Below are 14,841 nucleotides of genomic sequence, written 5' to 3' on the forward strand. Positions count from 1 at the left end.
GATTGGAGATTTTTTCATGCTGACCGCCCGCGAACGCATCGAACGGCAGATGGCCGATCCCTCGCTCGTCCGGCTTCATCGCAAGCTTTCGCGGCTGAAGTCGACGGTCACGATGATGAACACCGGCGCCCATCCCGACGACGAGCAGAACGGCATGCTCGCCTGGTTCCGCCTTGGCCTCGGCATGCGTGTCATCATCGCCTGCTCGACGCGCGGCGAGGGCGGCCAGAATGCGCTCGGTCCCGAACGGCTCGGCCCGCTCGGCGTCATCCGCTCCCGCGAGCTGGAAGAGGCCGCCCGGGCGATCGACAGCGATGTCTCCTGGCTCGGCCACGGCCCCACAGACCCGGTCCACGATTTCGGCTTCTCCAAGGATGGTGATGCGACCTTCACCCGCTGGGGCCAGGCCCGCACCATCGAGCGGCTGGCGCGCGCCTACCGCATGGAACGCCCGGACATCGTCATCCCGACCTTCCTCGACGTGCCCGGCCAGCACGGCCATCACCGTGCCATGACCCGCGCCGCCGAAACGGCGATTACGCTCGCGGCCGACCCCAATGCCTATCCGGAACATTTCACCGAAGGCCTGAAGCCCTGGAAGGTCGCCAAATATTACCTGCCGGCCTGGTCAGGCGGCGGCGATACCTATGACGACGAAGTGCCGCCGCCGGATACGACCGTCACGGTTCTGGCCAAGGGCCGCGATCCGGCCACCGGCGCGGACTATGACCGGATCGGCGAATGGTCACGGTATTACCATGCCTCCCAGGGCATGGGTCACTGGCCGAAACGTCCGGAAAAGGACTGGCAGCTGCACCTGAAGCTCTCCGCTACGCGCTCGAAATCCGAGCAGTCGGTGCTCGAGGACCTGCCGGCATCGCTGACCGTCCTTGCCGGTTTCGCCGGCCTGCCCGCCAACGTGGCGGAAGCCCTGCGCTCCGCAGACGCCGCCATTGCCGTGGCCTGCGCGGCCTTCCCGGATCGCGATGCGATCATCAGGGCGCTGACCGAGGCCGCCGGCTGGCTGGACATCGTAGCCTCCTCCGCACCGGAAGAGTTTGCGACCCTGCAGGGCCACCGCATCGCCCGCAAGCAGACGGAAATCGATGCTGCCATCCTCGATGCCGCGGCAATCTTCGAACGCGCCTATGCCGATCCCTCCGTCATTTCTCCAGGAGGTGCGGCGGCGCTCACCGTCGAGCTTGGCGAAGGCGCTTCGAACCACAAGGTCGATGTCGCCCCGGTTCTGCCGGCGGGCGTATCGTCCTCCGTCCAGTCGCTAGGCCACGATCGCGTATTCTCGTTGACCGCAGCATCCGACGCACCGCTTTCCGGCCTATACCTGCCCGGCTGGTCTGCACTCGGAGGCAATGGCCATGCGCATGTAAAAATCTCGGCCGAGATCGGCGGCCGTACGGTCTCCGGCACGTTCGATTTCGAAGAACCGTTTGCGGTGACGCCCGCCCTGTCGCTGACCCTGCTGCCGGATGCGTTGCTCGTGCCGCTCGGCACCAAGCAGACGGAATGGCCGATCAAGGCCAATGTCTCCGGCGTCAATGCGCCGGTCTCCTTCAAGACGCCTGCCGGCTGGGTGATGAAGAAGACCGATGGTGGCTGGATCGCCTCCCCGACCGATGCGGCCAAACCCGGCCTCGTCGAACTCGAACCGCAGGTCGACGGCCACCCGGCCTTCCAGGTCACGCCGATCGCTTACCGGCATATCGGCCGCACGAGTTTTCGCGCGCCCGCTACGCTGAAAATCCTGTCGGTTGACCTCAAGTTGCCCGAGGGCGCGCGGATCGGTTACGTGGGCGGTGGTGCCGATCGCGTCGGCCTGTGGCTTGCCCGCATGGGCCTCGACGTCACCGAACTCGACGCACAGGCACTCTCTGGCGATCTGTCGCGCTTCACCACGATCGTCGTCGGCATCTTCGCCTTCGGCATCCGCAAGGACCTTGCCGCTGCGACCGAGCGCCTGCACCGTTTCGTCGAAGAGGGCGGCCACCTCGTGACCCTGTACCACCGCCCGACGGATGGTTGGGACCCGAACGAGACCCCGGTCCGCCGCATCGAGATCGGCTCGCCGTCGCTGCGCTGGCGGGTCACCGATCCGAGGGCGGAAGTCACCGTGCTGGCGCCTGATCACCTGCTGCTCAAGGGACCGAACGCCATCGGCCCGGAAGACTGGCAGGGATGGGACAAGGAGCGCGGCCTCTATTTCGTCTCCCGCTGGGATGACGCCTACGAGCCGTTGCTCGCCATGCACGACGCCAACGAACAGCCGCTCAAGGGCGCGCTGATCTCCGCTGCCATCGGCAAGGGCCGACACACCCATACCAGCCTCGTGCTGCATCACCAGCTCGACAAGCTGGTGCCCGGCGCCTTCCGGCTGATGGCGAACCTCGTACAGCCGGCGTGAGCACGGAAGCAGTCCCCGAAACGGATCGAGAGCGGGCTTCGAACGCCCGCACCGGCATCGGCTGGCTGCTTCTCGACATGACGCTGGTCTCCGGCGGCATGACCGCGCTGGTGAAGGCGCAAGGGGCGACCTATCCAGCCTTCCAGCTCGTCTTCATCCGGGCGATGATCGGGCTCCTGTTCATCCTGCCGCTGATCTGGCGGCACCGCGCCGAAATGCGCCGGGTCAAACATCCGTGGCGGAATATCTTTCGCATTTCCTGCAATGCGGTAGCGCTGACCAGCAATTTCCTCGCCATCACCATGCTGCCGCTCGCCATGGTCAATGCGGTCGGCTTCTCCCGGCCGCTGATCACCATGGCCATGGCGGTCGCCATGTTGGGCGAAACAGTGAGCCGCATTCGCTGGCTCGGTGCCGGTCTTGCCTTCATCGGCGTGCTGATCGTCATGGCGCCCGGCACGTCGAGCTTCGATATCGAGGTGATCGTTGTGCTGGTTTCGGTCGTCTTTGGGTCGCTGGCGATCATCCAGACGCGGGCGCTGAAGGACGAGAACACCACCGTAATGATGGTCTTCTATACGGTCGGCCTCGCCGTCATCACCGCCGTGCCCGCCGTTTTCACCTGGAAGCCGGTCATGCCCTTCGACTGGATTCCGCTACTCGGCATCGGCTTCCTCGCCCAGCTCGGACAATATTGTTTCCTGCGCGCCTATCGGATCGCCGATGCCAGCGTGCTCGCGCCCGTCGGTTACCTCTCGATCGTCTTCGTCACCATCACCGGCTACGTCTTCTTTGGCGAGGTGCCTGAGGTGAGGGTGGTGATCGGCGTGCTGATCATCCTGGCCGCACTGCAAGGCGCCGCCTGGCTCGACCGCCGCCGCAGCCGCGCCCGACTTTAATGGCGATATAGCGCAAACGCCGAGCAGGCGTCCCGACCGGTCGATCTTTATGTGTCTCGAAGGAAAGTTTGGTGGAGCTAAGCGGGATCGAACCGCTGACCTCTTGCATGCCATGCAAGCGCTCTCCCAGCTGAGCTATAGCCCCATCAGGGTGGTCCGGTATTTTCCGGTCCTGGGAACTCCCGCAGGACGCTTATTGAGCGCTGTCCCGTTGGAGTGGCGGCTTATTACTTCCGGTTTACGGAGAGTGCAAGCCGTATTTTGTGCGCCCGGCAATTTTTATTGAATTGCCGGGCCTTAACTTGGATATCGATCAGACTTCGTCGTCGTCGCCGGTCACGCCGATGATGCCCGACATGTCGTCGTCATCTTCGTCTTCGTCGGCTTCCAGGAACGTATCGTCGTCGTCATCGCCGATATCGACATCGTCGTCATCGCCGATATCGGGAATATCGTCGCCGGCCGCAGCCTCGTCGCCCTCTTCGAGCGAGACGAGTTCGACTTCCGGATTTTCGGTATCGACTTCCTGGACGTCTTCTTCCTCGGCCTGTTCCATCTTCTTGGCGGCGCTGTGCTCCTCGAAGAAGGACAGCGGCCAGGATTTGCCGGAATAGGGAGAAACGACCGGATCGCGGTTCAGGTCGTAGAATTTCTTGCCGGTATCGGGGTCGGTCCGCTTGGTTCCGAGTTCCGCTTTTGCCACAGTCAGAGCCTCATGAGATGGCCGAATATTTCGGCGCGCCGCTTGGACAGCGGCCTTATAGGGTGAAAATCTAAGCCGGTCCCCATAAGGCCTGCGCTCTTTGATGTCAAAGACAAACTTTTCATGGACCTCATAAGAGCGAAAGCGGTGACCGATCGCAGGCTTTATGTTAGTGACGACGGGAAAATTTTTACCGCAACGAGCACGCCCCGCCGCCTCTCCTGGCGGAAGCGACAAGAGGTTGAGAGCATGTACCAGCCGCCGCATTTTCGCGAAGAGGATCTCGGAACGCAGCACGCGCTGATCCGTGCCCATCCACTCGGTCTCCTGGTCACATCCGGCAATTCCGGCTTGCTCGCCAACCCGGTGCCCTTCCATCTGGATGGCGAGGCCTCGGCCAAAGGGACGCTTCAGCTGCATCTGGCCCGTGCCAATGGCCAGTGGAAGGACATTCGCGATGGCGCGTCGGTTCTGGCCGTTTTCCAGGGCGCGGATTCCTACGTCACGCCCTCCTGGTACCAGACCAAGCGCGAGACCGGAAAGGTCGTGCCGACTTGGAACTATGCGATCGTCCAGGCAAGAGGCTCGGCCCGCATTGTCGAGGACGCGGATTGGCTGCTTGCGCAGATCAACGCCATCACCAGACAGCATGAAGGCCAACGCGCCATGCCCTGGGCCGTCACTGACGCACCCGACGATTTCATCCGCGCGCAATTGAAGGGTATCGTTGGTATCGAAATCGAGATCGCCGAGATCGAAGGCAAGTGGAAGGTCAGCCAGAACCGCCCCGTCGGCGACCGCGAAGGTGTTGCGGCGGGGCTTGATGAAATGCCCGGGCAGGGCGATATGGCGGATCTCGTCCGCCAGTATGGAGCCATCCGCGAGGCATGAGTTTGAAGTCCAAACCTGCTATTGTCATCGCCATCGACGGTCCCGCCGCCGCCGGCAAGGGCACGTTGTCGCGCCAGATCGCCGACGCCTACGGATTTCACCATCTGGATACGGGGCTGACCTATCGCGCTACCGCCAAGGCGCTGCTCGATGCAGGCCTGCCGCTCGACGACGAGAAGGTCGCCGGGAAGATGGCCCGTGAGGTTGAACTGGCCGGCCTCGATCGCGATATATTGTCCACCCACGCGATAGGCGAGGCGGCCTCGAAGATCGCGGTCATGCCGTCCGTCCGCCGGGCTCTGGTGGAGGCACAGCGTGCCTTCTCCCTGAGGCAGCCGGGAACGGTGCTCGACGGCCGGGATATCGGCACGGTCGTCTGCCCCGATGCCCCGGTGAAGCTCTATGTCACCGCATCTGCGGATGTGCGGGCAAGGCGCCGTTACGACGAGATCGTCGGCAAGGGCGGCGAGGCGGATTACGACGGCATCTTCTCTGACGTAAAGAAGCGCGACGAGCGCGACATCGGCCGGGCCGACAGCCCCCTGAAGCCCGCCGACGATGCGCACTTGCTTGATACCTCGGAAATGAGTATAGAGGCCGCGTTTCGGGCAGCGAAGACCATCATCGACGCCGCCCTGAAAAGACAATCGAAATAGAATAGCCCGAAGTTCGGTCCCCGCGCCGGATTGCCTCCCCCGGATAACGCCGATGAGGGAGGCGGACCTGAACTTTTGGGCATGTGCAACACGAACCACCGGCGCTGTATGGGCCCGTATAGGGTACCTCAGGAGATTTCATGGCAGTATCTAACCCCACGCGGGAGGACTTCGCAGCCCTCCTCGAAGAATCCTTCGCTACCAACGATCTGGCCGAAGGCTATGTCACAAAGGGCATAGTCACCGGGATCGAAAAGGACATGGCCGTCGTTGACGTCGGCCTCAAGGTCGAAGGTCGCATCGCGCTCAAGGAATTCGGTGCCAAGGGCAAGGACGGTTCGCTGAAGGTCGGCGACGAAGTCGAAGTTTACGTCGAGCGCATCGAAAACGCGCTGGGCGAAGCAGTTCTGTCGCGCGAGAAGGCTCGCCGCGAAGAAAGCTGGGTCAAGCTCGAACTCAAGTTCGAAGCTGGCGAGCGCGTCGAAGGCGTCATCTTCAACCAGGTCAAGGGTGGCTTCACCGTCGATCTCGACGGCGCCGTTGCCTTCCTGCCGCGCAGCCAGGTCGACATCCGTCCGATCCGCGACGTCACCCCGCTCATGCACAACCCGCAGCCCTTCGAAATCCTCAAGATGGACAAGCGTCGCGGCAACATCGTTGTTTCGCGCCGTACGGTTCTCGAAGAGTCCCGCGCCGAGCAGCGTTCTGAAATCGTTCAGAACCTCGAAGAAGGCCAGGTTGTTGACGGCGTCGTCAAGAACATCACCGATTACGGTGCGTTCGTTGACCTCGGCGGCATCGACGGCCTGCTGCACGTCACCGACATGGCATGGCGCCGTGTGAACCATCCGTCGGAAATTCTGTCCATCGGCCAGCAGGTCAAGGTACAGATCATCCGCATCAACCAGGAAACCCACCGCATCTCGCTCGGCATGAAGCAGCTCGAGTCGGATCCGTGGGATGGCATTGCCGCCAAGTATCCGGTCGGCAAGAAGATTTCCGGTACCGTCACGAACATCACCGACTACGGTGCATTCGTCGAGCTGGAGCCGGGCATCGAAGGCCTCATCCACATTTCCGAAATGTCCTGGACCAAGAAGAACGTCCATCCCGGCAAGATCCTGTCCACGACTCAGGATGTCGACGTGGTCGTTCTCGAAGTCGATCCGTCCAAGCGCCGTATCTCGCTTGGCCTGAAGCAGACGCTCGAAAATCCGTGGCAGGCATTTGCCTTCAGCCATCCGGCCGGCACTGAAGTCGAAGGCGAAGTCAAGAACAAGACCGAATTCGGCCTGTTCATCGGCCTCGAAGGCGACGTTGACGGCATGGTCCACCTCTCCGACCTCGACTGGAACCGTCCGGGCGAACAGGTCATCGAGGAGTTCAACAAGGGCGACGTCGTCAAGGCTGTCGTTCTCGATGTGGACGTCGACAAGGAGCGCATCTCGCTCGGCATCAAGCAGCTCGGCAAAGACTCGGTCGGCGAAGCCGCCGCTTCCGGCGACCTGCGCAAGAATGCCGTCGTTTCGTGCGAAGTCATCGCCGTCAACGACGGTGGTGTAGAGGTTCGTCTCGTCAACCACGAAGACATCACCTCGTTCATCCGCCGCAACGACCTGGCACGCGATCGCGACGATCAGCGTCCGGAGCGTTTCTCGGTCGGCCAGGTCTTCGATGCCCGCATCGTCAACTTCTCCAAGAAGGACCGCAAGGTCATGCTGTCGATCAAGGCTCTCGAGATCGCAGAAGAGAAGGAAGCAGTTGCTCAGTTCGGTTCGTCCGACTCTGGCGCTTCGCTCGGCGACATCCTCGGCGCAGCTCTGAAGAACCGCGGCAACAACGAGTAATCGACGCCTTGTAGAAATTGAAAACCGCCGGACGCAAGTCCGGCGGTTTTTTCATGCGCGGGTTTTGGAAGTGAAGTTCAGGTCCAGCCGGCCATGCGCCAGTAGAGGTCGTTCGCCCGGTCCGCATCTTCGACGGCTTCCTTGGAAGCGTCATCGCCGTGATCGTCCTGATCGTGTTCGTTGGCCTGGCCTTCGTCACTGAACGCCTGCTCGCCGGCCGAATGCTGCTGTTCGCCGTCCTCGTCGGTCGGCGAGATGGCTTTCGTCTTGCGCTCCTCGGGGTCCCGCTCGCGCTCTTCGGGGGGATAGGCGACATAGGGCAGGGCAACGCCTTCACGAAACATATGCGGCATGGCCATCGGCAGAGCGAGCTGTTCGGCAAGTACCGTCGTGCCCGCGGCCTGGCCGCCTGCGTTCGGGGCGGTTCCGGCAGCGCGGCCCGTTGACCCGGTGCTTGCCGGTTCGTCGGCCCGGGGCGCGGGCTTTGCCATCGCGGCACTCGCTGCCTCGCTTGCCTGCAGGGGCGACCTTCCAGCAGGCTCCCTGTCGGTCAGTTCCTGCAATGCCTGCTGCTCGGGCAATTGCCTTGCCGCAACCGGCAGGCTGTCGAGAAGTTCGCCGGTGGCGTCGGCAAGCACTTCCGCGAGCCATACGGTCGTGGCGCCGTTCGCCACCTTCTCCGCGTTGAGCGCCCGAGCGCCGTTTGGCTGTTCGAGGCCGCGCTGGGAAAGCCGGGCAAGTGCCGGACCATCGTAGAATACGGGCTGAGCCATGCGCCGGTCGGCGTTTGCGCCGCTCGCGATCTGCCGTCCTTCCTCCGGACGCGCCGTGGATGAGCTGTCGTCCGGCGTTTCCTCGGTCCGCACGGCCGCAAACTCCGGCGTCTCGCTTTCGGCAAGTTCGGCCGCTTCCTGCAGGGATACCGGAGCGGGTGTCGCGTCCAGATCGGTCTCGGCGGCTGCTTGCGCCTGCGTTTCAACTTCATCGGTCGGGGCAGGTGAGGCGACCGCTGCTTCCGCGGAAAGCGCGGCCGGATCTTGAGCGGTGCCGGAAACTGTGGTCGCAACAAGCGGTGCATCCGCATCGTGCGCAGCCGCTCCCGCAGCGATCTCCTGTTGCGGGGCCTCGTTGATCGCGGGCTCCTCGCCGGGCTGCGCGGCTTGGGCTTCGGCCTCTGTCGGGGGCTCGGATACGGTTTGAGAAGCCTGGCCGGGCGGCGCCGCATTCGCCGGCTGCGATGGCGGGGCCGGCACCTGCTCGGCTCCGGCATTCTGGCGATAGGAGCTGACGACGGCCTTGGCGGCGAGATCGCGGTCGAGCAGCTGGGCGGTTTCCAGCTGCACGGCGACGCGGGCCGCTTCCGGACCTGCGGGATTGTTGAGGATTTCGGTGAGCAGCCGCAGCGTGATGCCCTTGACGAGCTGGTTGAGCGTGCGCTCGAGAGCCGCCTTCTCGGCCGGGTTCATCTGCTTGACGGCCTCGGAAAGGCGCTGGGCATAATCCGCCAATGCCTCGCCTTCGCGGCGCGGAACCTTGATCAGCCTGCCAATGGTTTCGGCGAAGATGGAAAACCCTTGAGCGAGCTGGAGCTGTGCCGAAAGCGAAAGAATATCCAGCCGCCCCGCCGACATCGGTGAGGACCCGATCAGCCCGCTGTTCGCCGCGGTATTGGCCACGTCGATCCGCTGACGCAGCATCGGTTGCTGCGAAGGCGTCTGGTAGTCAACGAATGAACTGGTACGGACCGGGGGCAGCATCGTCTGCTCCATCTCTGATTGAGACGACAGGACAACTCGGCTGAACGGTTCTTGTCTTTTCGCAACGAGCGGCGTTGCGACCGGAACGCCTCATGGCGTCGCCAGTGCCGATACACAGATGTGACTGTGGGGCAAAAAGGTTAACAATTCGCTAACGGGCTCCGCCTTCCGCCGACAGGTCGACGAAAATGATCCAGAGCGGAGCAGGTGAGGGGAATATCGAGGATTATTGCGGGATCACGCAGCCAACTTCTTCTTCAGCAATTCATAGATGCCGATTTCATCCACACGCACCGGCACGATGTCGGCTTGGGACTTTTCGGCGTTGTCGGCAGCAAGCTCCTCGATTGCATTCGCCGCCATTTCATTGGTCGGCGCCTCGTTCTCCGCCAGGACGTCGTCGGTGACGGAACTGTCCTTGGCGGATTGATCGTCGGAGACAAGGCTGTCGGCCGCGTCGTCCGTATTGGTATTGGCGACCTGTTCGGCCGCCGCGGCAAAGAGTGCCAGCAGCGCGGTATCGTCGACTGCGGGCTTGTCGCTCGCGCCATCGGCAGTCGGCGCGGCTGTCGCCTTGTCATTCGTCTTCTCGATGACGTCCTGAACCTTCTGGACGTCTTCGAGCTTCTTGCCGGCTTCCGCCGCCTTGATGTCGTCCTGACGCTCCGCGCGGGTCTCGGCATCTTCGACGCGGGTCGGATCGTAACCCTGCGGACCGAGTTTCAGCTCTTCGAGGGTCTTTGGGTCGGCGACGTCCTCCAGCCGCTGCACGACGCGTTGAACCTCGGTGTCGAGCTTGCCGCCATTGGCCTTGCGGTTGAGGCCGTCCATCAGGCGCTGATTGTCGTCGCCATAGGGGTTCTTGATCGCCGCAAGCAACGTATCGATCGAGATATCCATGTCCTTGAGGCCGAGATCTTCCTCAAGCTTGGCTGAGCCTGCCGATCCGAGATCCTTCAGGGCTTCTTCCAGCGCCCTGCCGAGCTGGTAGGAGGAGCGCGCCTCCTCGGTATCGATGCCGAGCTTGGAAGCGAGGCGATCGACGAGCTCGATCTTCAACTGGTTGGGGTCGGTATTGTTGACGCCGAAAAGGGCGGTGGTGATCTTGTCGCGCGCGCGCTTCGCGTCTTCGCCGGCGCTGATACGGGCCTCGACAACCGGGTCGCTCTTCTTGCCGGTCCGCTGCTCTTCGTCCTTCTTGCGCTGCTCCTCGATGCTGTCGAGCATCGACTGCATCATGTTGGTCGCGGCAAGCCCGTAAGTCTGCTGAGTAGGAAGCAACATGGCCCGAAATCCGGTCTCGTCGAAAGGTACACCGCAGGCAAAACTAGATTTGAAGGGTTAACGAGACGTTACCGGGTGGCTAGAACTTATGTCACCCCTTATCTATTGGGGCGGCCGCGGCTTCACCACCAGCGTCACCAGCGCAAAGCTCACATAGAGAAGCAGATACCAGGACCCGAGCTTGCCGAACGATACGACGTGCCAGGTCTTCTGTGTCGGATAGATCCAGGTGCCCGTCAGTGTTCCGATATTCTCCGCAAGCCAGAGGAAGGCCGAGGAAAGAAACGCGGCAAGCACCAGCGGCATCCGCAAAGTTGTCCTGTCGGTGGTGAAATGGATGTTCACCCGCCGGAACACGATCACGGTCGCCGCAAACAGAAGATAGCGGATGTCCGGCAGAAAATGATGGCTGAAGAAATTGGCGTAAATGGCGATTGCCAGAAAGCCGGTCTGCCACATTGGCGGATAATGGCTGAAGCACATGTCGAAGATGCGGATCGTGCGGGCCATGAAGGAGCCGACCGCGGCATACATGAAGCCGGAAAACAACGGCACGCCGCCGATCTGGATGATCGATGTTTCCGGATACGCCCATGACCCCATATGCACCTTGAATATCTCCATCACAGTTCCCGTGACGTGATAGACGAGGATGACCCGGGCTTCGTCCCAGCTTTCCATCTTGAAGCGCAGGAACAAGATCTGGATTGTCAGGGCGGCGAGGAACAGGAAATCGTAGCGATGGACCGGCCAGCCCGGTTGCCAGATGACTTTAGTGATGAGCAGCAGCGCCAGCATGATTGCTGCGAACAGGCAGGCCCAGGCCTGTTTCAACCCGAACAGGATGAATTCTGACAGCCACCATGGAAGCGGCGCGAGCGCGCCGCGAATGAGAAGTCGCAACGGCTCGAGATAAGGCCCGGTCTCGTGGGCCGCCGGACGTTCGCGATAGCCTTGATCCATCCGCCCGTCAGCCCATCAGCTATGGGCGAAGATATCGGCCTCTTCCCAGCCCAGCAGGTCCAGCTTCGCCCGCGTCGGCAGGAATTCGAAACAGGCCTGGGCCAGTTCGGCGCGCTTGTCGCGCACCAGGCGGTAGGTCAACTTGTCGCGCAGCGCATGCAGGTGGAGCACGTCGGAGGCCGCATATTCGAGTTGCGCCGGCGAAAGCACCTCGGCTGCCCAGTCGGATTGCTGCTGCGCCTTGGAAACGTCGACGTCGAGCATTTCCTTGAGATTGTCCTTGAGCCCGTGCCGGTCGGTATAGGTGCGGGTCAGCCGCGAGGCGATCTTGGTGCAGAACACCGGCGTCGTGGTCACGCCGAACGTATGGAAGAGCACGGCGATGTCGAAGCGGCCGTAATGGAAGATCTTCTGGCGCGACGGATCGGCGAGCATGGCGACGAGATTGGGAGCCTCGCGCTGCCCGGCCGCGATGCGGATCACGTCTGCCGAACCGTCGCCCGGCGAAAGCTGTACGACGCAAAGCCGGTCACGACGCGGCACGAGGCCGAGCGTTTCCGTATCGATGGCGATCGCCCCGGTATATCGGGCTGCAGCGACTGCCGGAATATCGCCTTCATGATACCTGATCTCTGCCATGTCCGTCTCCGTCTGCCTGTCTGCAAAGATTCGCTATAAACCACGTTTTTCGCCAGGGATATGGGTGATCTTGGGAAGGCCGCACCGCCGGCGGTCAAATGGGTTTCATTGAGCGACCGAATTCTGCGCGGGCATTTGCTCAGCCTTGCGCCTAATGCATTGCTGCATTGCAACCAAGTGGCTTGGCCTGCTTAAACGATTAGCCTATATGTTTGGTCATCGGGCGACGCACTCCTCCTCCCAGTGTTGCCTGATACGGATCGACAACATCCTCCTCCTCCCAGTTGTCGATCAAGTTTAAAGCCTGGCGCACCCTCCTCCCGCGCCAGGCTTTTTCCATTTCTGGAGCAGGATTTCCTTCAAAACATTGCTTTTTGCCTTACGACAGCCGGGGTGCCGCGATCTGTGATTGGCGTCACGTGGGTGTCACGCACCGCCGATATACGAAACCTCGCCTTCCCCTTGAACTTTTCGTGAGGTTACTATGCGCAAGATTTTTGCCGCTCTGGTCGTTTCGACCGCGCTCGCCGGCGCCGCCCAGGCTGCCACCGTTTATCCGCTGGATCGCGCTACGATCCTCACCGGCTCTCCCTTCGACTTCAAGGTCGAATTTAACTCCGTCATAAAGCCGGAAGACGTCAAGATCACCGTCAACGGCCAGGACTACAAGACCGTTCTCGGCAAGGAAGCCCAGTTCGTCGCGGAAGAAAAGAACAAGGACAAGGTCCTCGGTTCTGCCATCATCCTGCGCGGCCTGACCATCGCCACCGCCGGCGATTACAAGGTCGAAATTTCGGCCGGTTCCGAGACCAAGACCGTCACCTGGAATGTTTACGGCACGGGTTCTGCCCCGAAGGCCAAGAACATCATCTTCATGCTCGGCGACGGCCTTTCGGTCGCGCATCGCACCGCTGCCCGCATCATGTCCAAGGGCATGACCGAAGGTAAGGCCAACGGCCGTCTCGCCATGGACGACCTCGACCACATGGCCTTCGTCGGCACCTCGGCGACCAACGCTGTCGACACCGACTCGGCCAATACGATGTCGGCCTACATGACCGGTCACAAGACCGCCGTGAACGCGATCGGCGTTTATGCCGACCGCACACCGGACTCGCTGGACGACCCCAAGGTCGAAACGATTGCCGAAGCGCTTCGCCGCCAGACCGGCAAGTCGATCGGTATCGTCGCCACGTCGGAAGTCGAGGATGCGACGCCTGCTGCCGTCGTCTCCCACACCCGCAACCGCAACGACAAGGCCGATGTCGTCGGCATGCTGCTCGACGTCAAGCCGGACGTCGTGCTCGGCGGCGGTTCCGCTTACTTCCTGCCGCAGGCGACCGCCGGCTCGAAGCGCAAGGACGACAAGGATTATATCAAGCTCTTCAAGGACGCCGGCTACAGCGTCGCCACCGACAAGGCGGAGCTTGCTGCCAACGTCAATGCGAACGGCCTGCTCCTCGGCCTCTTTCATCCCGGCAACATGGACGTCACGCTCGACCGCGAATTCCTGAAGAAGGGAACCGTCGAAAAGTATCCGAACCAGCCGGGTCTGGTCGCCATGACCAAGGTCGCCCTCGATCGCCTTTCCAAGGATCAGGACGGTTTCTTCCTGATGGTCGAAGGATCCTCGATCGACAAGATGTCCCATCCGCTCGACTGGGATCGTGCCGTCATCGAAACCATCGAATTCGACCAGGCGATCGCTGTTGCCCGCGAATTCCAGAAGACCCATCCCGACACGCTGATCGTCGTCACCGGCGACCACACGCATGGCGTTTCGATCATCGGCACTGTCGATGACGACAAGCCGGGCACCGAGATGCGCGAAAAGGTCGGCACCTATGCCGAAGCCGGCTTCCCGAACTACAAGGACGAAAACGGCGACGGTTATCCGGACAAGATCGACGTTTCGCGCCGGCTGTTCCTAGCCGCAACCAACGGCCCGGACCACTACGAAACCTTCCGCCCGAAAATGGATGGCCCGTTCGTTCCGGCTATCCAGAACGAAAAGAAGGAATACGTTGCCAACGAGCAGTACAAGAACGTGCCTGGCGCGGTCTTCGTTCAGGGCAATCTCCCGAAGAGCAGCGACAGCGGCGTTCACTCCGTCGACGACGTCGTCCTGCAGTCGTCCGGCCCCGGTTCGGAAGGCTTCAAGGGCTATATGGAAGAAAGCGACATCTACAAGGTGCTCGCCGATACCTTCGCGCTCGGCACCAAGCAGACCAACTAAGGTCTGATTGCCTGCCGCACCCGTGGTAGAACAATGCTCCCGGCCGAAACACGGCCGGGGCTAGCGTTTCAGGAGGGTTCCATGGAAAAGCTCTTTTCCCAAGGTTTCAGCCGGCGCCGCGTGCTCGGCCTGGCCGCCGCCGCTCCGTTGTTTGCGGCAACCCGTTCTGCCGCCGCTGCCGACGACCTCGGTTTCAACGAACTCTATGGCAAGTACAGCGTTCTCGGCCTGGAATTTTCCGACAAGGTGAAGAAGCTGGCGGGCCGCGAGGTGGCGATCCGCGGCTTCATGGCGCCGCCGCTGAAAGCGGAAGCCGCTTTCTTCGTGCTGACCGAAGTGCCGATGGCGCTTTGCCCCTTCTGCTCCTCAGATGCGGACTGGCCCGACAATATCGTCGTCATCTACCTCCACCGCAAGCAGACGTTCACCCAGGCGAACGAAACGATCGAGGTGCGCGGCACCCTTGAGGTCGGTTCCTGGAGGGATCCCGATACCGGATTTGTCAGTCTTCTGAGAATCCGCGACGCGGCATATCAGGGCGCGTGAA

12 protein-coding genes and 1 tRNA gene are annotated in these 14,841 nt (G+C 62.0%); 7 read left to right on the forward strand and 6 right to left on the reverse strand.

All coding sequences use genetic code 11. From position 1 onward, the window contains the following. The first annotated feature begins 16 nt into the window (after nucleotides 1-16). Together RG540_RS21030 and RG540_RS21035 are read left to right on the forward strand one after the other, a co-directional pair. Complete coding sequence (locus tag RG540_RS21030) at nucleotides 17-2,419, forward strand: PIG-L family deacetylase (protein ID WP_038592036.1); 2,403 nt, start codon at nucleotides 17-19, stop codon at nucleotides 2,417-2,419. A gap of 77 nt (nucleotides 2,420-2,496) precedes the next feature. Further along, complete coding sequence (locus RG540_RS21035) at nucleotides 2,497-3,318, forward strand: DMT family transporter (protein WP_244446700.1); 822 nt, start codon at nucleotides 2,497-2,499, stop codon at nucleotides 3,316-3,318. Nucleotides 3,319-3,387: 69 nt separating this feature from the next. Here the strand turns inward: RG540_RS21035 and RG540_RS21040 are convergent. Both RG540_RS21040 and RG540_RS21045 read right to left on the reverse strand, forming a co-directional pair. After that, nucleotides 3,388-3,463 (reverse strand) — tRNA-Ala (locus RG540_RS21040). 168 nt (nucleotides 3,464-3,631) lie between these two features. Next, nucleotides 3,632-4,021: a TIGR02300 family protein gene (locus tag RG540_RS21045; protein ID WP_038592042.1), complete on the reverse strand. Its 390-nt coding sequence runs from the start codon at nucleotides 4,019-4,021 to the stop codon at nucleotides 3,632-3,634. Between the two features lie 249 nt (nucleotides 4,022-4,270). On the opposite strand from RG540_RS21045, the gene RG540_RS21050 reads away from it, so the two are divergent. The 3 genes from RG540_RS21050 (at nucleotide 4,271) to rpsA (ending at nucleotide 7,415) form a co-directional block, all read left to right on the forward strand. Then, a complete protein-coding gene (locus tag RG540_RS21050; protein WP_038592045.1) occupies nucleotides 4,271-4,912 on the forward strand; it encodes an FMN-binding negative transcriptional regulator in 642 nt (213 codons plus the stop codon). Next, entirely contained in the window at nucleotides 4,909-5,568 is a 660-nt protein-coding gene (gene cmk / locus RG540_RS21055) for a (d)CMP kinase (RefSeq protein ID WP_038592048.1), read from the forward strand. Before RG540_RS21050 ends, cmk begins: the two co-directional genes overlap by 4 nt. Nucleotides 5,569-5,708: 140 nt before the next feature. Continuing rightward, the gene (gene rpsA, locus RG540_RS21060) at nucleotides 5,709-7,415 is read left to right on the forward strand and encodes a 30S ribosomal protein S1 (RefSeq protein WP_038592050.1); all 1,707 of its coding nucleotides are present in this window, start codon (nucleotides 5,709-5,711) and stop codon (nucleotides 7,413-7,415) included. 77 nt (nucleotides 7,416-7,492) lie between these two features. Here the strand turns inward: rpsA and RG540_RS21065 are convergent, their stop codons facing one another. The 4 genes from RG540_RS21065 to RG540_RS21080 all read right to left on the reverse strand — a co-directional run bounded on the left by RG540_RS21065 (nucleotide 7,493) and on the right by RG540_RS21080 (nucleotide 12,058). After that, complete coding sequence (locus RG540_RS21065) at nucleotides 7,493-9,172, reverse strand: hypothetical protein (RefSeq protein ID WP_038592053.1); 1,680 nt, start codon at nucleotides 9,170-9,172, stop codon at nucleotides 7,493-7,495. Nucleotides 9,173-9,409: 237 nt separating this feature from the next. Beyond that, the gene (locus RG540_RS21070; RefSeq protein ID WP_038592056.1) at nucleotides 9,410-10,456 is read right to left on the reverse strand and encodes a hypothetical protein; all 1,047 of its coding nucleotides are present in this window, start codon (nucleotides 10,454-10,456) and stop codon (nucleotides 9,410-9,412) included. Nucleotides 10,457-10,558: 102 nt separating this feature from the next. Then, the gene (locus RG540_RS21075; protein WP_038592059.1) at nucleotides 10,559-11,419 is read right to left on the reverse strand and encodes a DUF817 domain-containing protein; all 861 of its coding nucleotides are present in this window, start codon (nucleotides 11,417-11,419) and stop codon (nucleotides 10,559-10,561) included. 15 nt (nucleotides 11,420-11,434) lie between these two features. After that, nucleotides 11,435-12,058 (reverse strand): ribonuclease D, encoded by a 624-nt coding sequence (locus tag RG540_RS21080; protein WP_038592062.1) that lies wholly within the window; start codon nucleotides 12,056-12,058, stop codon nucleotides 11,435-11,437. A 484-nt stretch (nucleotides 12,059-12,542) separates the two neighbouring features. Between RG540_RS21080 and RG540_RS21085 the strand changes: the two genes are divergently transcribed. Then, nucleotides 12,543-14,294 (forward strand): alkaline phosphatase, encoded by a 1,752-nt coding sequence (locus tag RG540_RS21085; RefSeq protein ID WP_038592065.1) that lies wholly within the window; start codon nucleotides 12,543-12,545, stop codon nucleotides 14,292-14,294. A gap of 81 nt (nucleotides 14,295-14,375) precedes the next feature. Continuing rightward, nucleotides 14,376-14,840: a hypothetical protein gene (locus RG540_RS21090; protein ID WP_038592067.1), complete on the forward strand. Its 465-nt coding sequence runs from the start codon at nucleotides 14,376-14,378 to the stop codon at nucleotides 14,838-14,840. The last annotated feature ends 1 nt before the right edge of the window (nucleotide 14,841 follow it).

Origin of the sequence: Neorhizobium galegae bv. orientalis str. HAMBI 540 (genome assembly GCF_000731315.1) — a bacterium.
Taxonomy (GTDB): Bacteria; Pseudomonadota; Alphaproteobacteria; order Rhizobiales; family Rhizobiaceae; genus Neorhizobium; species Neorhizobium galegae.